This is a genomic window from Arthrobacter sp. Soil764, from assembly GCF_001428075.1.
In the GTDB taxonomy this organism is placed as follows: domain Bacteria; phylum Actinomycetota; class Actinomycetes; order Actinomycetales; family Micrococcaceae; genus Arthrobacter.
In genome coordinates this window covers 49277-68769 of record NZ_LMSI01000023.1, presented here as the reverse complement: position 1 = coordinate 68769, position 19493 = coordinate 49277, and the positions used below count along the sequence as shown (strand labels likewise).

20 protein-coding genes and 3 tRNA genes are annotated in these 19493 nt (G+C 65.3%); 8 read left to right on the top strand and 15 right to left on the bottom strand.

What is annotated here, in order from left to right:
- Positions 1-75 precede the first annotated feature (75 nt).
- Together ASG86_RS17095 and ASG86_RS17090 are read left to right on the top strand one after the other, a co-directional pair.
- Positions 76-882 (top strand): exodeoxyribonuclease III, encoded by an 807-nt coding sequence (locus ASG86_RS17095; protein WP_056337100.1) that lies wholly within the window; start codon positions 76-78, stop codon positions 880-882.
- A 34-nt stretch (positions 883-916) separates the two neighbouring features.
- The gene (locus ASG86_RS17090; RefSeq protein ID WP_056337097.1) at positions 917-1807 is read left to right on the top strand and encodes a hypothetical protein; all 891 of its coding nucleotides are present in this window, start codon (positions 917-919) and stop codon (positions 1805-1807) included.
- Between the two features lie 22 nt (positions 1808-1829).
- Here the strand turns inward: ASG86_RS17090 and ASG86_RS17085 are convergent, their stop codons facing one another.
- From ASG86_RS17085 to ASG86_RS17065, 5 genes are all read right to left on the bottom strand, one after another.
- The gene (locus ASG86_RS17085) at positions 1830-2882 is read right to left on the bottom strand and encodes a LacI family DNA-binding transcriptional regulator (protein WP_056337095.1); all 1053 of its coding nucleotides are present in this window, start codon (positions 2880-2882) and stop codon (positions 1830-1832) included.
- Between the two features lie 140 nt (positions 2883-3022).
- Positions 3023-3271 carry a hypothetical protein gene (locus ASG86_RS17080; protein ID WP_056337092.1) on the bottom strand — a complete coding sequence of 83 codons (249 nt, stop codon included), beginning with the start codon at positions 3269-3271 and terminating at the stop codon, positions 3023-3025.
- Positions 3268-4167, bottom strand: coding sequence for a carbohydrate ABC transporter permease (locus ASG86_RS17075; protein ID WP_056337090.1), 900 nt, complete (start codon positions 4165-4167; stop codon positions 3268-3270). Before ASG86_RS17075 ends, ASG86_RS17080 begins: the two co-directional genes overlap by 4 nt.
- Complete coding sequence (locus tag ASG86_RS17070; protein ID WP_056337086.1) at positions 4164-5201, bottom strand: carbohydrate ABC transporter permease; 1038 nt, start codon at positions 5199-5201, stop codon at positions 4164-4166. Before ASG86_RS17070 ends, ASG86_RS17075 begins: the two co-directional genes overlap by 4 nt.
- A gap of 7 nt (positions 5202-5208) precedes the next feature.
- Entirely contained in the window at positions 5209-6498 is a 1290-nt protein-coding gene (locus ASG86_RS17065) for an ABC transporter substrate-binding protein (protein WP_056337083.1), read from the bottom strand.
- Between the two features lie 140 nt (positions 6499-6638).
- Here ASG86_RS17065 and ASG86_RS17060 point away from each other — a divergent pair, with 140 nt between their 5' ends.
- On the top strand, positions 6639-8444 hold the full coding sequence (locus tag ASG86_RS17060; protein ID WP_056337079.1) for a glycoside hydrolase family 13 protein: 1806 nt from the start codon (positions 6639-6641) through the stop codon (positions 8442-8444).
- A gap of 13 nt (positions 8445-8457) precedes the next feature.
- Here the strand turns inward: ASG86_RS17060 and ASG86_RS17055 are convergent, their stop codons facing one another.
- The 9 genes from ASG86_RS17055 to ASG86_RS17015 all read right to left on the bottom strand — a co-directional run bounded on the left by ASG86_RS17055 (position 8458) and on the right by ASG86_RS17015 (position 13451).
- A complete protein-coding gene (locus tag ASG86_RS17055) occupies positions 8458-9069 on the bottom strand; it encodes a hypothetical protein (protein WP_056337077.1) in 612 nt (203 codons plus the stop codon).
- Positions 9066-9704, bottom strand: a complete 639-nt coding sequence (locus ASG86_RS17050) for a hypothetical protein (protein ID WP_056337074.1) — start codon at positions 9702-9704, stop codon at positions 9066-9068. The genes ASG86_RS17055 and ASG86_RS17050 overlap by 4 nt, the downstream gene beginning before the upstream one ends.
- Positions 9701-10081 (bottom strand): hypothetical protein, encoded by a 381-nt coding sequence (locus ASG86_RS17045; RefSeq protein ID WP_056337071.1) that lies wholly within the window; start codon positions 10079-10081, stop codon positions 9701-9703. Before ASG86_RS17045 ends, ASG86_RS17050 begins: the two co-directional genes overlap by 4 nt.
- Complete coding sequence (locus ASG86_RS17040) at positions 10078-10269, bottom strand: hypothetical protein (RefSeq protein ID WP_056337068.1); 192 nt, start codon at positions 10267-10269, stop codon at positions 10078-10080. Before ASG86_RS17040 ends, ASG86_RS17045 begins: the two co-directional genes overlap by 4 nt.
- A complete protein-coding gene (locus ASG86_RS17035) occupies positions 10266-10715 on the bottom strand; it encodes an Asp23/Gls24 family envelope stress response protein (RefSeq protein WP_056337066.1) in 450 nt (149 codons plus the stop codon). The genes ASG86_RS17040 and ASG86_RS17035 overlap by 4 nt, the downstream gene beginning before the upstream one ends.
- Before the next feature lie 210 nt (positions 10716-10925).
- Positions 10926-12518, bottom strand: a complete 1593-nt coding sequence (locus tag ASG86_RS17030) for a glycoside hydrolase family 68 protein (protein ID WP_056337062.1) — start codon at positions 12516-12518, stop codon at positions 10926-10928.
- Positions 12519-13089: 571 nt separating this feature from the next.
- Positions 13090-13165 (bottom strand) — tRNA-Phe (locus tag ASG86_RS17025).
- Between the two features lie 48 nt (positions 13166-13213).
- A tRNA-Asp gene (locus tag ASG86_RS17020) sits at positions 13214-13287 on the bottom strand.
- 91 nt (positions 13288-13378) lie between these two features.
- Positions 13379-13451 (bottom strand) — tRNA-Glu (locus ASG86_RS17015).
- Between the two features lie 164 nt (positions 13452-13615).
- Here ASG86_RS17015 and ASG86_RS17010 point away from each other — a divergent pair.
- Positions 13616-14632 (top strand): PHP domain-containing protein, encoded by a 1017-nt coding sequence (locus ASG86_RS17010; protein WP_056337058.1) that lies wholly within the window; start codon positions 13616-13618, stop codon positions 14630-14632.
- A 34-nt stretch (positions 14633-14666) separates the two neighbouring features.
- On the opposite strand, the gene ASG86_RS17005 is transcribed toward ASG86_RS17010, so the two are convergent.
- Positions 14667-15350, bottom strand: a complete 684-nt coding sequence (locus ASG86_RS17005) for a DsbA family protein (RefSeq protein WP_056337055.1) — start codon at positions 15348-15350, stop codon at positions 14667-14669.
- A 78-nt stretch (positions 15351-15428) separates the two neighbouring features.
- Here ASG86_RS17005 and ASG86_RS17000 point away from each other — a divergent pair, with 78 nt between their 5' ends.
- From ASG86_RS17000 to ASG86_RS16985, 4 genes are all read left to right on the top strand, one after another.
- Positions 15429-16400, top strand: coding sequence for a DMT family transporter (locus ASG86_RS17000; protein ID WP_056337052.1), 972 nt, complete (start codon positions 15429-15431; stop codon positions 16398-16400).
- A gap of 9 nt (positions 16401-16409) precedes the next feature.
- The gene (locus ASG86_RS16995; RefSeq protein WP_056337049.1) at positions 16410-16838 is read left to right on the top strand and encodes a metallopeptidase family protein; all 429 of its coding nucleotides are present in this window, start codon (positions 16410-16412) and stop codon (positions 16836-16838) included.
- Between the two features lie 10 nt (positions 16839-16848).
- A complete protein-coding gene (locus tag ASG86_RS16990; protein ID WP_056337045.1) occupies positions 16849-17769 on the top strand; it encodes a cation diffusion facilitator family transporter in 921 nt (306 codons plus the stop codon).
- A gap of 183 nt (positions 17770-17952) precedes the next feature.
- Complete coding sequence (locus tag ASG86_RS16985; protein ID WP_056337042.1) at positions 17953-19455, top strand: C40 family peptidase; 1503 nt, start codon at positions 17953-17955, stop codon at positions 19453-19455.
- Positions 19456-19493: the final 38 nt, after the last annotated feature.

The following is a 19493-nucleotide window of genomic DNA, read 5'->3' as shown; positions in this document are numbered from 1 at the left end:
AACCGCGCCGGATCGTGGGCGTGGGGGCATCCAAGGCTTTAGCGGGCGTGCGGCCGCCAAGGTAAGTTAGGAACCGTGAAGATAGCTACCTGGAATGTGAATTCGCTCCGTGCCCGCGCCGACCGCGTTGAAGCCTGGCTCCAGCGCAGCGACTGCGACGTCCTGGCCATCCAGGAGACCAAGTGCAAGGACGACAATTTCCCCTGGGAGCTCTTTGAACGGATGGGCTACGAGGTGGCCCACTTCGGGGTGAACCAGTGGAACGGCGTGGCCATCGCTTCCCGGGTGGGGCTGGAGGACGTGGAGCGGACGTTCCTGGACCAGCCCTCGTTTGGCAAGGCCGGCAAGGATCCCGTGCAGGAAGCCCGGGCCATGGCTGCCACCTGTGGCGGCATCCGCATTTGGAGCCTTTACGTCCCCAACGGCCGTTCACTGGACGACGAACACATGCCGTACAAGCTGAAGTGGCTGGAAAGCCTCAAAACGCACGCCCAGGCCTTGGTCACGGACAACCCGCAGGCGCAGGTGGCATTGATGGGCGACTGGAACATCGCCCCCTTCGACGATGACGTCTGGGACATCGACCTGTTCATCAGGAACCGGGCCACGCACGTCAGCCCCCCGGAGCGGGAGGCGTTCCACGCCTTCGAAGGAGCCGGTTATACCGATGTGGTGCGCCCCTACACTCCGGGCCCCGGCGTCTACACCTACTGGGACTACACGCAGCTGCGGTTCCCCAAGAAGGAAGGCATGCGGATCGACTTCATCCTGGCCTCCCCCGCCCTGGCCGCACGCGTCACCGGCGCCTCGATTGACCGCGAGGAACGCAAGGGCAAGGGCGCCTCAGACCACGCTCCCGTGCTGGTGGAACTGGCGGACTGATGACTGCAACCTGGACCCATCCAAGGAGACCGTAATGACGGGAAACCTCTACCGGGGCCAGGCCGGCCTGCCTTTTTCCTCAACCCTGCGCGTCTACGAACCCCTGGAAGCCTTCCCGGAGGAACAACGCCCGGCCATCCAGGCAGCGGGTGCCCAGGCCGTCTCGCGTGCCGCCGTCGAAAACGCTGAACTGCTCGCCTCGCTGGGACGCATCACCCGCTCCGGCGGCGACCCCTTCCCCACCGGCCGCACGGACCTGGTGCGCGTCACCACCGCGCCGGCCCCGGATGGCGGAACGTCCGACGACGGTGCTGGCGCCGACACCGAGCCTGTCCTCCTGTACTGCCCCAGCCAGTTGGTCCTGCGGGCCGGGCTGGCGGCCAACGCCCTGATGGAGGGAATCCACGGTCCGCTGGCCGAACTGCTGATCCCTGAGGAGCAGCGTGACCGGCACCAGGAGCGGATTGACCAAGCGAAGGCCCGGGACGGATCCATCCGGGTGCACACCAGGGCGTCCACCTGGGGAATCCCGTTCAGCTGGTTCTCACTGTTCATGGAATCGGACCGCAAGGATGTGGTTGAAGCCGCGGGACGCATCCTTACCGTGCGGGTCTGGGCATCCATCACCGATGCCTTGGAGCGGGCCCGTTATGCGGTGGCCAACCTGGCACTCGCCGCCCCGGACCTGGACATGCTCGATGACCTGGCGCAGCTGACGGAGTGGCTTGAGCAGTTCCACGTGAACTCCATGGTGGAACTGGACTACGGGGCCGTGGCGGACAAGGTCTACCCTGACGAATCGCCCATGGATATCCGGCTGGGCATCGAGTGCCTCGCGGAGGGTGACATGACCGGGGCCGCGGCGGCCTACCGCCGGCTCGCCTCCCGCTGGATCCCCATCCGGCAGCTGGCCCGCGCGTCCTGACCGCTCGTCAATTCCTCACCCTTCAGTTTCTTGGGGGTGCGGTGGTGCGCCGGATGATCAGCTCATGGGGCGCGACGGCGGAGTGGACAGCTCCGGTCTCGCCGTCCAGTTCGTCAAGCAGCATCTTGGTGGCCAGTTCGGCCTGCTCGTCGGGGCGTTGCCCCACGGTGGTCAGGCCCATGGCGTCGGCGAAGTCGTGGTTATCGATGCCCACGACGGACAGTTCGCCCGGCACGTTGACGCCAACGCGGTGGGCCTCGAAGATGACGCCCATGGCCATCTCATCGGAGGCGCAGAAGATTGCGGTGGGCTTTTGGCCGGGACGGGACCACAGGCGGCGGAAGGCTTCCTGGCCGCTGCGGACCGTGAAGTCTCCCCATTCGTCCCATTCCGGCCGGGTGGGCAGGCCGGCTGCGGCCATCACGTCCTGGAACGCCAGGATGCGAACCCGGGGGACGTCGAAGTTCAGGTCGGTCTCATCGTCGCCATGCAGCAGGGCGATGTCCCGGTGGCCCAGGTCGATCAGGTGCCGGACGGCGGTGGAGGCGGCGGCGTAATCGTCGATGCCGATGTAGGGGCATTCCTCAACGTGGCCGCCAACAACAACCAGCGGGATGTCAATTTTCTGCAGGTGCTCAATCTCTTCGTGGCTGAGCGCCATACACAACACCAGCAGGGCGTCGATCTGTTTGTAGACCATGGTCTTGCTGAAGAGCCGTTCACGGTTGCTGCCGTGGCCGCCGAGGTTGAAGAGGGAGAGGTTGTAGTGCCGGGCGTGCAGCTCGCGGTCGGCGCCCTCGATGGCTTTGGAGAAGAACCAGCGGCTGACGAACGGGGCCAGGACGCCGATGGTCTTGGTCCGGCCGGTGGCCAGGCCGGAGGCGGAGGAGGAGGCGACGTAGCCCAGGTTCCCGGCCACCTCCAGGATCTTTTCCCGGGTGGCAGGCGAGACACGTGGCAGACCGCGTACGGCCCGGGAGACAGTGGCTGTTGAGACCCCGGCGGCTGCCGCCACGTCCTCGATGCTGACGCCGTTATGGCCGCCCCGCTGGGACCTTTCCGTTGTCCGTGCCACCGTGTCCCCTCTTCAACTCCTTTTCGGCGTAGGGCCGAACAGCCCTGCGTTTACCCCCGGCCATGAATCTTCCCATTCCGCGGCCGGGCGGTGATAACCCGGGCAAAGATGACAGCAGCACGAAGCCGCCGCCATCAGCCCTATCTGCGGGCGGGAAGCTTTCGGCGCAGCCGAACCATTCCGTACAGCGCCAGCAGTGTTGCCAACAGGCCCAGGGCCCAGCCGAGGGCCGGTTGGGCAGTGACTTCCATCCACACGGTGACGACCAAAAGGACCAGCGCCCAGAATGCGAGGAAACCGATGATGATGTCGAAGTCCTCCCCGGAGCGGACCAGCTTGCTGCGGTTTCCCGCCCCCGGTGTGCGGGGGCGGGAACCGTTGTGCGTCACTTGACTGCACCAGCCGTCAGGCCGGCGACAATCTTGCGCTGGAACACCAGCACCAGGATCACCAGCGGGATGGTGACAATGGTGCCCGCGGCCATGATGGCCGTGTACGGGATCTGGTTGGGCTGGGCACCGGCGAAGTTGGCGATGGCCACCGTCACCGGCTGGGTTGCGTCGCTGGACAGCTGGCTGGCGATCAGGAATTCATTCCACGAGGAAATGAAGGCCAGGATGGCCGTGGTGAAGATCGCCGGTGCTGCCAGGGGCATGATGACCTTGCGGAAGGCCTGGCCCTGGGTGCAGCCGTCAACGCGTGCCGATTCCTCCAGCTCCCACGGCATTTCCCGGAAGAACGAGGTCATGGTATAGACCGTCAGCGGGAGGACGAAGGAGATGTTGGGGATGATCAGGGCCTGGTAGCTGCCCATCCAGCCGATGTTGGTGAACAGCTGGAAGAGCGGGGTGATCAGGGCGACGCCGGGGAACATGGACGCTCCCAGGATGAAGCCGAGCACCAGGAACTTGCCCCGGAAGTTCAGCCGGGCCAGGGCGTAGGCCGCAAATACGCCGATCAGCAGCGAGATGGCGGTAACCACCCCGCCGATGAAAACACTGTTCAGCAGTGCCTGGCCGAACCTGTTGCCGAAGGACGTATCAAAGGCTGTATTGAAGTTGTCCAGGGTGACATGGGTGGGCAGGATCGAGGTGTCGTAGGTGAAGCCCACGTCACGGAACGCCGTGACTACCATCCAGTACGCCGGTGCCAGGCACCAGATCAGGATGACGGCGGCGCTGATGTAGGTGCGCCCCTGCGCCCACTTCTCGCGGTTCTGCGCAGTTTTGCGTCCCTTGTCCTGACGGGCCCGCAGGGCAGACGCGTCTGCTGTTGCCGTGGTCATTTCTTCCCCTTTCCGGTGGCGCCGCTCTGCTCAACCACGTTGGCGCCAAGGAAGCGGACGAAGATGAAGGCGACGAGGAAGATGATGATGAAGGTGATGGTGGACAGCGCGGCGGCCGAGTTGAACCCTTGCCTGATTTGGTTGATCACCAGGATGGACAAGGTGGTGGTGTTGTTCGCACCGCCGGTGAGGATGTAGGGCAGGTCGAACATGCGCAGTGCATCCAGGGTACGGAACAGGATTGCCACCATGAGGGCCGGCTTGACCAGCGGCAGGGTGATCAGGCGGAACCGTTGCCAGGCAGTGGTGCCGTCCACTTTCGCTGCTTCGTAGACTTCGGCCGGGATCATCTGCAGGCCGGCCAGGATCAGCAGTGCCATGAACGGCGTGGTCTTCCAGACGTCCGCGATGATGACAGCCCATTTGGCAGGCCACTCGCTGCCCGTCCACAGGATGGTGGTGTTGAACAGTTTGTTGGCAATGCCTTCGAAGGCGAAGATGAAGAACCACAGCTTGGCCGTCACGGCCGTGGGGATGGCCCAGGGCACCAGGACGGCGGCACGGACCAGACTGCGTCCGCGGAACGTGCGGGCCATGATCATGGCCATCCAGAAGCCCAGTACGGTCTCCAGCGTTACCGTCACGATCGTGAAGAAGAAGGTGGTGGCGGTGGCGGACCAGAACTGGCCGCCCAGGGTGCCTGGAGGGCAGGCTACGGTTCCGCCGCCCGGCGCTGAGCACTGCTGCGCCAGCCAGTTCACGTAGTTCTGGATGCCCGCGGAGCCGCCTGCAGTGAAGAGGCCGGTGGCGGGATCCAGGCCGGCGTCCTTCTGGAAGGACATCACGATGGCGCTGATGATGGGGTAAATAATCACTACGCCCAGGGCGACGATGGTGGGGGCCAGGAGCCAGGATGCCCACCGGCCCTGGCTTGCAATCCTGTTGTCCTCCCCTACGCCCTTGGGCGCGTGATGGACGGGGGTACCGCCCGACGCCGGCTTCTTAACCGGCGTCGGGCCTAGTTCGGTTGCCATGGCAGAACTACTGTCCCGCACCAGCGGATTCGATGGACTTCTGCATATCAGTAAGCGCGCTTTCCACTGACTTTTCTCCCTTGATGGCCGGGTATGCGTTGTCTTGGATTGCCTTGGTGACTGCCGGGTAGAACGGCGTCACGGGACGCGGTACGGCGTTCTGGATCGAGGTCTGGAGAACAGACAGATAAGGCAGCTTGGCCACAAGTGCCTGGTCTTCGTACAGCGACGTCAGGATCGGAGCCAGCGAGGCCTGGTTCGCAAAGAACTTCTGGTTTTCCTCGGTCTCAATGAACTTGATGAAATCCAAGGCCGTGGCCTTGTTCTTGGAATACACACTGATGGCTGCGTTGTGCCCGCCAAGGGCGGAAGCGCCGGGGCCGTCCTTGCCCGGCAGGGGCGCCATGCCGAACTTGTCCTTGACGGCAGAAGAGCCTTCAGTGCTCATCAGGCTGTAGACGTAGGGCCAGTTGCGGAGGAACAGCAGCTTGCCGCTCTGGAAAGCCTGGCGGCTGTCCTCTTCCTTGAAGGTGATGGCTTCCTTGGGGATGTTGCCGTCCGCGTATGCTTTGGCCAGGTTCTCCAGGCCGGCCTTGGCTTCCGGCGTGTTCAGGTTCGGCTTGCCGTCCTTGTTGAGAACCGAACCGCCGGCAGAGTTGATGGCCTCGGAAGCGTTAACGGTGAGGCCTTCGTACTTACTGAACTGGCCGGAGTAGCACCCGATGTTGTTTTGCTTGGCGATGGAGCACATGCCCATCATCTCGTCCCAGGTCTTGGGCGCGTTGGGGACCAGGTCCTTGCGGTAGAAGAGGATGCCACCGTCGGAATCCTTGGGCGCAGCGTAGAGCGTGCCCTTGTACGATGCCGCTTCCACCGGTGCCTTGAGCATCTTGGAAGTGTCGATAGCCATTTTGTCCTTCAACGGCTGCAGCCAGCCCTTGGCCGCAAACTCCGCGGTCCAGATAACGTCCACGCTGACCACGTCATAGTCGGACTGCTTGGCCTGGAAGTGCTGGACGAGGTCGTCGTGCTGCTGGTCCGCCTGGTCGGTCTGCTCTTTGAACGTGACCTTTTCATCAGGGTGGGCCGCGTTCCACTTCTCAATGAAGGGGCGCACAACGTTGTTGTTGTCCTTGCCCTGGACGTAGGTGATGGGGCCGCGGCCGTCGAGGTTGGCTTCAGCGTCGCTGCCACCACCGCCCGTGGTGCCGCCTCCACCTCCACCCCCGCAGGCGGTCAACGTAAGGGCCAGAATGCCGGCAGTGGCAGCCGGAAGCAGGAATCTCGGGGTTTTCATTAGCTTGAAGCTCCTCGCTGAGTGACAAGTAAGTCGACAGTGCGCTTGCTAGGTGAGGTTGATGTGGTGACCATCACACTAGTAAGGTTGCTGTCGGGAATGCAAGCGTTTACATCAAAAAGTTATCAGAGGGGAACCAAATGCCCGACATATCCGTTCCGGCGCCCCAACCACAGCCATCACCCTGGTGGGCCGACGCCGTGGTCTACCAGATCTACCCGCGATCCTTTGCCGACGGCAACGGTGATGGAATGGGCGACCTGCGCGGCGTCCGGGACCGGCTCCCCTATCTCGAAGGGCTGGGCGTGGACGCCATCTGGCTGTCGCCGTTCTACAAGTCGCCGCAGGCCGACGGCGGCTACGACGTTGCGGACTACCGGCAGGTGGACCCGCTTTTCGGTTCGCTGGCGGACTTCGATGCCATGTTGCAGGAAGCTCACCGCCGTGGGCTGAAGGTCATCGTTGACCTGGTGCCCAACCACACTTCGGACGAGCATGCCTGGTTCCGGGAGGCGCTGGCGGCAGCGCCGGGAAGTCCTGAACGCGACCGCTACATCTTCCGGGACGGCAAGGATGAGATCCCTGGATCCGGGGACGGCAGGAGGCCGCCCAACAACTGGAAGTCCATTTTTGGCGGCCCGGCCTGGACCCGTGTGACCGCGGCGGATGGATCTTCCGGCCAGTGGTACCTGCACCTCTTCGACACCAAGCAGCCGGACCTGAACTGGGAGAACCCGGACGTGCACGAGGAGATGCGTTCGGTACTGCGCTTCTGGCTGGACCGCGGCGCGGACGGCTTCCGTGTGGATGTTGCCCACGGCCTGGTCAAGGAAGCAGGACTTCCGGACTGGGAGGGGGCAGCTGCGATGGTGGAAGGAACCTCCGCTCCGCGCCGGGAGAGCCACCTGCCCGGTGATGCACCCCACGCCCACACCGACGCCGAGGAACCGCACCGGGCTGTCTCCCCGATGTATCCGCCGTCACCGTTCTTCGACCAGGACGGCGTCCATGCCATCTACCGCGACTGGAACCGGGTCCTGGGAGAATATGGCGGGGACCGGATGATGGTGGCAGAGGCCTGGGTGGAACCGGCCGAACGGCTCGCCAGGTATGTCCGGCCCGATGAGATGCAGCAAGCCTTCAACTTCGATTTCCTGCTTGCCGGCTGGGACGCCGAACGCATGGCTGAGGCCATCGACGCATCCCTGGCAGCTGCAGCATCCGTGGGGGCGCCATGCACCTGGGTCCTCAGCAACCACGATACAGTCCGGCACAGCACCCGTTTTGGGCTCAAAGACCCCACCACTTTCCCCAAGGGCATCGGTGCCGCAGACGAACAACCCGATGCAGCCCTGGGTCTTGCCCGCGCCCGGGCCGCCACCATGGTTGCGCTGGCGCTTCCGGGGTCGGCCTACCTTTACCAGGGCGAGGAACTGGGTCTTCCGGAGCACACCACCCTTTCCGACTCCGCCAGGCAGGACCCCACCTTCTTCCGCACCCAAGGTGCGGAGATCGGCCGGGACGGCTGCCGCGTCCCGCTGCCGTGGGCTGCGGACCAACCCGGCTTTGGTTTCTCTGGAACACCGTCCGGAGACGCTCCCGGCCCGTGGCTCCCCCAGCCGGAAAGCTTCGGTCCCCTGGCCGCCGACCAGCAGGACGGCGAGGAGGGCTCAACGCTGGAGCTTTACCGGGCGGCCCTGGCCTTCAGGTCAGCCCGGCAGCTGGGCCGCGGCAGCGTGGAGTGGACTGACGGGCACGCGCCGGACAGCGGTCTGCTGGCGTTCCGGAACGGCCAGGTGGTGGTGCTGTCCAACATGGGCTTCGCCTCGGCCCCCGTGCCCGAAGGTTACGTGGTGGTGCTGTCCAGCGGTCCCGAACCGGCCGAAGACTGGGCCGAAATGCGTGAGGTCCCGGTGGACTGCACGGTGTATCTGCAGAGGATGTAGCGGCAAAAAGACTTCAGCGGACCCGCTCGGCGTGGCCGAAGCGGGTCCGCGCCCCGGCCCCGATGTGGACAAGGACGGGAATCTCCTTGCCCACGACAGTTTCCAGGGCGTCCAGCAGCCCGGCGACCTCGGCTGCGAGCAGGTGCGGGGCCACGCCCTGGCGCGGCAGGAGGCGCACCTTCAACGCCGGTGAGCCTTTCACGTCGTAGGTGGTGACGGTTGCACCGGCAAGGTCCGGTCGTCCCTCGAGGGCCTGCCTCAGCGCCTGTTCCGCTACCCCGCCGCCAATCCGGACATCGCCCGGGGTGTCGCCGGGATCGTATTCGGCGGCCAGCAGGTTTGACCGCCCTTTTCCTTGCTGGGCAATCCAGGCCACCATCAGCCCCATCAGTGCCAGGAGCGCCAGTGCCGCCACGATCCACAGCCAGCTTTCCGGGCGGCCGGGGAACCGGGTGGAGTCAAAGAGCCGGTTAATGCCGTTCCACGCCCCGGCTGACCAGGAGTGCCACCAGGAGGCCACCGGAGGAAGGGTGGCCAGCAGCACTAGCAGGACGCCTACCCCCAGCAGGATCAAGCCCAGCACGGTGAGCAGGATGCGGTTGAGCAGCGCCGGCGTGCTGTTCATGCGCCGATCACCCCGGAAGCAGTGACATTGATGCGGGGAACCGGTGCCGGTTCCAGCAGCATCTGGTCCAGCTCGTCGCGGACGGCTTCCAGCACCCTGTCCTGGTCCACGGGAACACCGGAGGTGGGCCGGACGTTGACCAGCACCTGTCGCTGGGAGACAACCACCATGACCTGTTCGGGAGTGACATTGGCGGCCAGCCTGGCGCGGCGGGCGAGGGAGGATGCGATAACCTCGTCGTCCACCACCACGGCCGGGAGCCTCTCCCCCCGTCCGCCGCCAAGGAGATGGCGGGCCCGCTTTCCCGGGAGGACGCCATTGAGCAGGAAGATCAGGCCCACCATCGCCAGCACGGCACCGAGCGAGGCAAGCAACAGCGGTGAGGTTCCGGCAGGAAGATCCACCATGCGCTGGGCCGCCACCTGCGGCTCAATCAGCCACGCCGGCTGGCCCACGGCGTGGACTCCCGCTTCGAGGACACCGTAGGCGGCCAGCACCAGGACAAGGACAGCGGCAACAACGGACACCGCGGCCCGCGCGGAATGGGTTTCGCGGAACAAGATCCTGCGCATGTCCGGTCCGCTGCTTCTACCCGGTGTGCCGTCCGCCCGGCGGTCTTCCACTGTGCTGCTCACCGCACCCGTCCTCCTGTGCTGATCCTTGCCCCGCTGATGCGGATGTCCACCCGGCTCAACCGGGAACCACTCAATGCCGAAACCGTGGCCAGGATGCTTGCCTTGGCCCTGACGGTACGGTCCCAGATGGACCCGCCGAACGCGTCCACCCTTGCGGGATCCAGTACCACGGACTGCAAAGGCGGGACGCTGATGGGGCTGACGAGGGACAAAGCCAGCAGGCCGTCGTCGTCCGCCCAGTCCGCCCTCACGTCCTCTGCGTCCACGCCGAGCGCCTGCGCCGCAGCCGCTTTGGCAAGGCTTGTCAGTGCCTGGGTGCTGATCCGGTTATGGCCGCTTTGCGCCTGCCCACGCACAACGGGCGCGGGCGAGCTCATGAGGACGAGCGCCGGCCGGTGATGGCATCGAACACCCCGCGCAGGTCAAGTTTCCCTTCGGCGGCACGGCCCAGGAGCGCGCCGATGGCCATGAAGAGCAGGGAGACCAGGAAGCCCCACAGGCCGAACTGCAGGGACATGAAGGCCACGAAGGCGCCCACGGCGGTGCCTGCCACGGTGAGGTTCACAGCAGCGCCTCCCGTTCGGGTGCAGCGGGCGCGATCGTCTTGACCGGTGGCGGCACGTAGACGTCGGTGATCTCGACATTCACTTCGATGACCTGCAGCCCCACGAGTTCCTCGACGGCGCGGTATACAGCGGCGCGGACATCGTTGGCCAGTGCATGAAGCGGTGTGCCGTAACTTGCCACCAGGGTGATATCAACAGCCACCTGCGTTTCGCCCACTTCCGCGTGGACGCCGGCAGCGTGGTCGGAACTTCCAACGGCGTCGCGGATAGCGCCCAAGGCACGGGACGGGCCCGAACCCAGGGAGTAGACGCCGGGAACCGAACGCGCGGCGATTCCCGCCACCTTGGCCACGGCAGTCTCTGAAATTACCGTCCGGCCCGGACCCGGAGCCGGGCTTGCCGCAGGACGGTTTGGCACCACGGGTTGTGGGTTCTGGTATTCCATCAGGCACTCCCCCTTCTGTTGTTTCCACCCTATCCCCAGGCCGCGGCACATGCGCTGGAAAGTCTGCGGCCTGCCGTCAAGGAATCGGGCCGCAGCCCGCGGGGAACAAACGGGTTGAAAAGGAACAGGCGGGGAGCCCCGAAGGACTCCCCGCCTGGATCAGTGCCGCATGGAGCTCAGTGCCCCATGGACCGGCAGGGACGGTGCGGCCTACTTGTAGAGGCCCTCGCCGCCAACCCTGACGTTGGTGGGCAGGTAGCCGAACGGGCCGAGGCCGTTCCGGCCAAAGCTCCTGTCCACCTGGGATACGCCGTCACGGAAATTGATCTTCACCGTCGGCGACAGGGAACCGCCGCGGACGCCGTTGACGTTGTCGATGAAGGACTGCACCAGGCCACCGGGCTGAACATAGTGCGAATATGCCTGGAACTGCCGGCCGTTCTGCTTGGCGGACGGGCTCTCCGGGGCGTTGGCGGGCAGGTTGAGGTCGGTGGGGGACCCCAGCGCCAGTCCGCTGTTGTTCATGGGCTGGTAGTCCGAGCGGACGCCATCGCCCACGAAGCCGTAGACGCCGTCGGGGCCGCGCATGCCGGCTGCGTAAGTGAACTGGTGGCTGATGGTGAACAGGTAGTACTTGTTCTTGCCGCCCTCATTCTGGATGAAGATCTGCGGACGCTCCGTCTGGTCGTTCACGCAGTTGGCGGAGAGGATGGGCGGCAGGAAGGACCACTTGGTGAGGTCCTTGTTGTCCGCCACGGCCAGGCCCACGTTTGCGGTCTGGTAGTACGCGCCGCTGCTCTGGACGTCGTTGACGTTCTCGGCGTGGGGGTCGCCCGGCTGGTAGCCGAGGTCCTCGCCCTTGCACTGGTAGTCGCCGCGGTTGCCGCCGGTGTTGCCTTCGAACACCATGAAGGTCTTGCCCGGGTGGGCCGGGTCGGCGAACGTGTAGGGGTCGCGGAAAGCGAAGCCGGGGTTCTGTGCCTTGGTCTGGTACATCTTTCCGTCCGGCTCCAGCAGCTTGGTGTGCTCGAAGCCGTCGAACGTGACGCCGTTCTGGTCCGCGTGGATGTTGCCCAGCGCCTTGGCAATGGCTGCGTCAGGAGCAATTCCGCCGCCGCCTGCGTTCCGCTCGGCCACGTCATAGAAGGTGGTGGCCGTGTAGAAGACGTTTACGTGGTTGCCCTGCATGAGGCGGGTTGACCCGGACCACTCGGTGTTGCCGATGGAGGTGTTGTCCAGGAACAGGTGGCCGCCGTAGTTCCACTTGTCCTTGGCCGGATCCGCGTTGGTCTTCCGGAAGAAGTAGCCGATCCTGGCGTTCCAGTGGCGCTGGTCGAAGCCGTAGCCGGCATGGCGGTCAGCCACCAGGGAGAAGATGACGTCCCAGCCCTTGTAGCTGATCTGGTTGGCGTTCTCGTCCGTCAGGGACCAGGTGTCCCAGACCCAGACGTCGTCGTTCATGGTGGGGAAATCCTCGGGGATTTCCGGCATGGTGACGTCCGGGCTCATGGAGTTCGTGCCCGGGGAAACCGATTCGTCGCTCTGCGCCATGATCTGCTTGGCGTCCGCGCGGGTCCACTTGGAGGTGAAGTCCGACGCCGGGTCGAAAGCCTGCTGGGTGTGTTGCGTCGGCAGGGGGAAGCCAGGAGTGGGGGCCGGCATCTGCTCGACGGCGGGCGGATCAGAGGGCTCGTTGGCCTGGGCCGAGGGGACGGCCAGGAAGGCCGAGGCCGCAACGGCTGCCGCCAGTGCCGCGGCGGCCGGGCGCCACCGCAGCAGCCGGTGTTGGGGGTGCTTGTGCATTTCTTGCTCTTCTCGCGGAGTTGTAACTGTTCGTGGAAGACGGGCGTATGCCCATGCCCCGGAACAACCGCGGACCCGGCAACACCGCAGGCGTCATCAGGGACGCCGTTGTGTTGGGGGATCAGGGCCTGGGTGCGGCCCTGTTGGCCGATGGAAAGCATGCTTCCCCTCTGCCGCGCTCCACGCTAGACGGGGCGCCGCGGGCAGTTCAAACCCTGTTTCGTGGGCCGGAACGGGCTACCGGCGAGTAGAGTGCAAGCGCTTACGCAACCCAACGCGCGCGCGTGCCACATCGGTTTGGCACTAAGCAAATGTTTCACCGGCGGCCCAAAGATTTCCCTAGCGGGAGCCCTATTGTTGCCGCGGTCACAACTGCCGCCCGCGGTTCAACAAGAACGGGAGCCTGGTCTGGGGCTTGGCGCTTCGGGTCATCGTTAGTGCACGGTGCAGGCGCGGGCCTCGACGGGGCGAATAGCCGGCTAACCCGGCCGACTGTGACCCTGGCGACCGCCCGTCGAAGGGGGGGTTAAACGAAGAAAAGCACCAGTTCCGAAGAACTGATGCTTCCCAGTGGTGGCTCCGACCGGCGTCGATCCGGTGACCTTTCGATTTTCAGTCGAACGCTCTACCAACTGAGCTACAGAGCCTAGGTGACTAGTCACCATGACGGCCGGAATTTCTTCCAACAATCAGAGCGACCCTGACGGGACTTGAACCCGCGACCTCCGCCGTGACAGGGCGGCGCGCTAACCAACTGCGCTACAGGGCCTTGCGTTTCTTGCTTTTGCAGTATCTCTACCGCTTTTTTCAAGGCTTCCAGCCTACCAGACTTTTTCAGCCTGTTTGACCAGTTCCTTGCGTACCCCCAACGGGATTCGAACCCGTGCCGCCGCCGTGAAAGGGCGGTGTCCTAGGCCGCTAGACGATGGGGGCCAGAACCCGTTCGGAACAAAATAAAAGGCGTCAAGCAAGGCTTTCCGTCTTTGTCCTTTGCGTTTCTCCGAACTGGACTCTAAAACTATAGGGCCTCATCAGGAATTATCCAAAATCGGCGAAAAACCGCGCCGTTTGGCCGCCGTACAGGCCAAGATGGACGGATGGATGCCGTCGCAGCGCTCAATGAGATTGCTTTCTGGCTGGAGCGCGGACGCGCCGCCACGTTCAAGGTCCAGGCCTTTCGCAAGGCCGCGGCGGCCATCAGCGCCCTGTCTCCTGATGAGGTGGCTGAACGCGCCCGGACGGGCCGGTTGAAATCCATGAAGGGCATCGGGGACCGGACGTTCGCGGTGATCCGGCAGGCAGTGGACGGGCAGGTTCCGGACTATTTGGCCGACCTCCGCGAAAAAGGTGGCCAGCCGCTGGCCTCCGGCGGGGCCGGGATCAGGGACGCGCTCCGGGGGGACCTGCACAGCCACAGCGAATGGTCCGACGGCGGCTCCCCCATTGAGCTGATGGTGGCTGCGGCGGAGGTGCTGGGCCGGGAGTACCTCGCCTTGACGGACCACTCCCCCAACCTCACCATCGCCAACGGACTGTCGGCCGAACGCCTGCTGGACCAACTGGACGTGGTGGCGGCGGTCAACGGCAACGGCGGCAGCACCCGGCTCCTGACAGGAATCGAAGTGGACATCCTGGAGTCCGGCCAGCTTGACCAGGAACCGGAGCTGCTGGACCGACTGGACATCGTGGTGGCCAGCGTCCATTCAAAGCTGCGCGCGGACAGGAAGACCATGACCGCCCGGATGCTCGGCGGCATCCAGGATCCGCACACCAATGTCCTGGGCCACTGCACGGGCCGGCTGGTGGAGGGTTCACGCGGAACCCGGCCGCCGTCCGAATTCGACGCCAAGGAAGTGTTCGCCGCATGCGCGGAACATCACGTGGCCGTCGAGATCAACTCGCGCCCGGAACGGCAGGACCCGCCGGATGCCCTGATCCAGCTGGCACTGGAGGCCGGCTGCCTGTTCTCGATCGACAGCGACGCCCATGCACCCGGGCAGCTGGATTTCCTGCAGTACGGCGCCGAACGGGCCGCCCGCAACGGCGTGCCGGCCGAGCGGATTATCACCACCTGGCCGGTGGAAGAACTGCTTGCCTGGGCTGGCAAAGGATAAGGCCGGCGGCGAAGGCAGCCCCGGGGACCGCACGCTACTTGACGGCGTCGGCCAGCTTCTGCCGGAAGTCCGCCTTGGTGCTCAATGTCAGCTTCTCCCCGTTGAGGAAGAAGGTGGGCGTGCCGCTGACGCCCAGGGCATTGCCGTCGGCGATATCGGCCAGGATGCGTTCCTCGGTTTTCGGGTCGGCGACGGCGGCATCGAACTTTTCGAGGTTGAGGCCCAACTGCCCGGCATAGGTCCGGAACAGGGGCGCCTGGGATTGCTGGTTTCCGGCCCACTGCGCCTGGCTGTCGAACAGTTTGCCTGCCATCTGCTGGTACTGGCCCTGTTGCGCGGCAGCCTCCGCTGCCAGTGCGGCCTGGCCGGAATTGGGGTGGGCAGACAACGGAAAGTACCTGTTAACGAAGGTGATCCTGTCACCGAACTCGGCTTTGAGCTCCTCCACGAAAGGATGGATGGCGCCGCAGGACGGGCACTCGAAATCCAGGAATTCCACCAACTGCGCCTTTTCCTCGCTTGGCGTGGTGAGCCTGTGGCTGTCCGCCCGGACCAACTGTTCCACCCCGGTGGCCGGGGCTGCGGCCTGCGGGGGTTTGGTGGCGGTGAAGAGGGCGTACCAGGCGACGCCGCCCACCACAATGACGGCCAGCAGGATCCAGATGATCTTCCTGACAAGGCGCGGGGTATTACGGGCAGGAGCCTGGGGGGAGGACATAGTGGGCATCCTAGCCGAGGACACCGGCGTGACCGATTTCCGCCAGCCAGCGGCCCGTTGCCGCCGTACATTTGTCTCATGCCGCAAACCAGTCCCCATGAACCGCTGACCACCGCACAAGCAGCAGTGAAGCCCGTGACGGCCCTTGGCCTGGCCGCCATGGTGGTCACGGTGGTCCTGTGGGCGTCGGCGTTCGTTGGAATCCGGGCCATTGGCCCCCACTTCTCCCCCGGCTCCCTGACCCTGGGCAGGCTGGCGATTGCCGCCGTCGTGCTTGCCTTCCTGGTGGTACCGCAACTGCTCAGGAGCCGGGTCCTGCCCCGGGGACGTGAATGGCTGCCCATTCTTGCTTATGGCGTGATGTGGTTCGGCGGCTACAACGTGGCCCTGAACGCCGCCGAGCACATCCTCGACGCCGGTACCAGCGCCCTGCTGATCAACGTCAACCCCATCCTGGTGGCAATCATGGCCGGCATCTTCCTCAAGGAAGGCTTCCCGCGCTGGCTGCTCATCGGCAGCACCGTGGCATTCGCAGGCGTCGCGCTGATCGCCCTGGGGTCCGGGCAGCCACGTTCCGGGGAAAGTTCGACGGCGGACCTGGCCGGCGTGGCGCTTTGCCTCCTCGCGGCGGTGCTCGCCGCAGTCAGCGTCATCATCCAGAAGCCGGTGGTGCGGAAGTTCCCGGCGGCCCAGGCAACCTGGTTTGGCATCGTGGTGGGAGCTTTGTGCTGCCTGCCCTTCGCCGGCCAATTGGCGTCCGAAGTGCAGGCAGCCCCGCCACAGGCCACGCTGGGGCTGGTGTACCTGGGTGTCTTCCCCACCGCCATCGCCTTCACCACCTGGGCGTATGCGTTGTCCCTGGTGGACGCAGGGAAGCTTGCCGCCACCACGTACCTGGTCCCCGGCACCACGGTCTTCATTTCCTGGCTCCTGCTTGGCGAGATCCCCACCGCCTGGGCACTGGTGGGCGGCCTGGTGTGCCTGGTGGGAGTGGGGCTTACCCGGCGCCGCAGCCGGGACCGCGGACGGCAGCGGCCACTTCGGCGCTAGAGTCGGAGTATGCCAGCCAGCCTTCCGCCGGGGCTTCCGATTGTGCCCCTCGGCCCGGGTGAGCCGTCCGGGTTCACCATGTCGCCTGACGAGTTCGAGGCCGCCGTCCAGGATGCCCTGCACAGCATTCCGGACCGACTGGCACGGGCCATGGACAACGTGGCCGTCTTCATCGACGACGACTACGTGCCGGGACCGGGCGAAGACCCGGACACGGTGCTGCTGGGACTGTACGAAGGGGTTCCGCTGACGGAACGTGATTCCTGGTGGGAGGCCGGTTCCCTGCCGGACCGGATAACGATCTTCCGCGAACCCATCCTTGAAATCTGCGGGTCCAGGGACGACGTGATCCACGAAGTGGCCGTCACCGTGGTGCACGAGATCGCGCACCACTTCGGCATCTCCGATGACCGGCTGCACGAGCTGGGCTGGGGCTAGCCTTGTAGGCATGGGACACGAGCACAGCCACAACCACGGAATCACCGCCACCGGGCGGCACCGGAAACGCCTCGTGGCCGTCCTGGGGATCACGCTTGGCGTGGTGGTCATCCAGATCATCGGCGCTGTACTGTCCGGATCCCTCTCGCTGCTCGCGGACGCAGGACATATGCTGTCGGACGCGGCCGGCGTCACCATCGCCCTCCTCGCCTCCTGGATTGCGGGCCGCCCGGCAAGCGCCCAGCGGACGTACGGCTATCAGCGCGCAGAAGTCCTCGCGGCCCTGGCCAATGCACTGATCCTGATCGTGATCTCCGTGGTCATCTTCACCGAAGCGGTCCGCCGGTTCGGTGCGCCGCCGGAAGTGCAGACGGACATCATGCTTTTTGCCGCCATCCTCGGCGCCGTGGCCAACCTGGTGTCGCTCGTCATCCTGCGCACGGCACAGGATGAGAGCCTGAACGTCCGCGGCGCCTACCTGGAAGTGCTGGGCGACCTCCTTGGTTCAGTGGCCGTCATCATCGCGGCGGCGGTGATCATGCTGACCGGCTTCCAGGCGGCGGACACCATTGCTTCTGTCCTGATTGCCCTGATGATCCTGCCGAGGGCCTGGAGCCTGCTGCGGGATGTGGTGGATGTGCTGCTGGAAGCCAGCCCGAAGGGAGTGGAGGTGCAGATGATCCGCGAGCACATTTTGTCGGTGGCCGGCGTGACGGACGTGCATGACATCCATATCTGGACCATCACGTCCGGTGTTCCCGTCTTCTCGGCCCACGTTGTTGTGGAGGACGGAGTGCTCAACGCACGGGGCGCCGACCAGTTGCTAGATAAGCTCATCACCTGCCTGGGCTCCCATTTTGATACCGATCACTGCACCTTCCAGCTGGAACCCGCCAGCCACTCCGAGCACGAGACCCACCAGCACGCCTAAGCACGACACACCCCGCTGGCCAAGCTCCTAATGACATTGTTGTGGTTTATGTTATTGATGTGACTCCTGTTGCTAATGTGCATGTTGTCACGTAACCTCGGACTGCTGGGGAGCAGCTGAGGGGCATCGTCATGCCGCATCCAGAACCTCACTCCCGGCCTTACCGTTGCGAGGTCTCTGCAGATGGCTTTATCCGGATCCGGCCGCAGGACTGCCGTGCTGTGCGCCGCCGTCGTCCTTTTTGCATCCGTGGCAACACCGGCAGCCGCTGTACCGGCGCCATCTGCCCCGTTGACCGTTCCGGCCTCGCCAGACATCCCATCGCCCGAGGACATCGCTGCAGCAAAGGCCAGCGAGGCCGCAACGGCGGACCAGGTCAGTGCGATCGAGCGCATCCTTGCCGACGCGTCCACCGCCCAGCAGGCAGCATTCGCCGTGGCCATGCAGGCCAACAACTCGTACAGCGAGGCGCTGGTTGAACTGCAGCAGAGGACGGAAGCGGCATCCGTTGCCTCTGCCAGGGCGTCATCCGCCCGGGAACAGCAGGACAAGACCCGGAAGCAGGTGGGTCAGCTCGCCGGGGACCTGTACCGCAACGGGGGCCTGAACCCCACCCTCGGAACCCTTGCCAGCGGCGGGGAAAGCCTCCAGCAGGCAGCAACGCTCGAGGCCCTTTCAGCCAGCCGCAGCCGGGCCTTTGAAGCCGCGGACACCGCAGCCACCGCTTACCGTTCCCTCACCGCAGCTGCCGAAGACGCCACCAAAGCCGCAGACGACGCCGCGAAGACCGCCGAACAACGCAAGTCCCAGGCGGAACAAGCCAACGCCGCGCAGGTCAAGGCCGTGGCCGACGCGAAAGCGCAGCGGACCATCCTGGTGGACCAGCTGGCACAACTCCGCAACACCACAGTGGCGCTCGAATCGGCGCGCGTTGACGCACTGGAGAAGCAGCGCGAAGAGGCCCGGCTTGCGGCCTTGTCCGCCGCCGCCGACAAAGCCGCACAGGAAAAGGCGGCGAGGGATACCGCCGCACAAAATGAAGCAAGCCGGAACCAGGCTGCACAGAACCAGGCAGCGGGCCAGAACAGCCGTGCACAGGAAGCGGCACCGGTTGCTCCTGCGCCCGCTGCTCCCGCACCGCCTGCTCCTGCGCCGGTTGCGCCGGCCCCGGCGCCCGTTGCTCCAGCACCCGCAGCACCGGCTGCTCCGGCCCCCGCCCCGGCGGCTCCTGCGCCCGTTGCGCCGGCACCCGTAGCCGCCGCACCCGCGCCTGCACCGGCCCCTGCGCCTGCTCCCGCCCCGTCCACCGGATCAGGCACCTACGAGGCAGCCATCTCCGTCGCTTTGGGTAAGGTGGGGGCCCCGTACTTTTACCAGTGGGGCGGTACCGGCACCTATGGCTTTGACTGCTCCGGGCTGGTGCAGAACGCCTTTGCGGCAGCCGGCAAGTACCTCCCCCGCACGGCTTCACAGCAATACGCCGCCGCCCCGGTCCACGTTCCCATTTCGCAGGCGCGCCGCGGCGACCTGCTCGTGTGGGGTTCGGCGCCGAATTTTTACCACGTGGCCATTTACCTGGGTAACGGCCAGGTGGTGCAGGCACTCAACCCGCAGGAGGGCATCACCGTTTCCACCATCAGCTCCATGGTGGGCATGGACCTCTACCCCTATGCCGCCCGCTACTGACCGGCACGGCTGACCTTACCCATTGCGGGTCCCGCCTG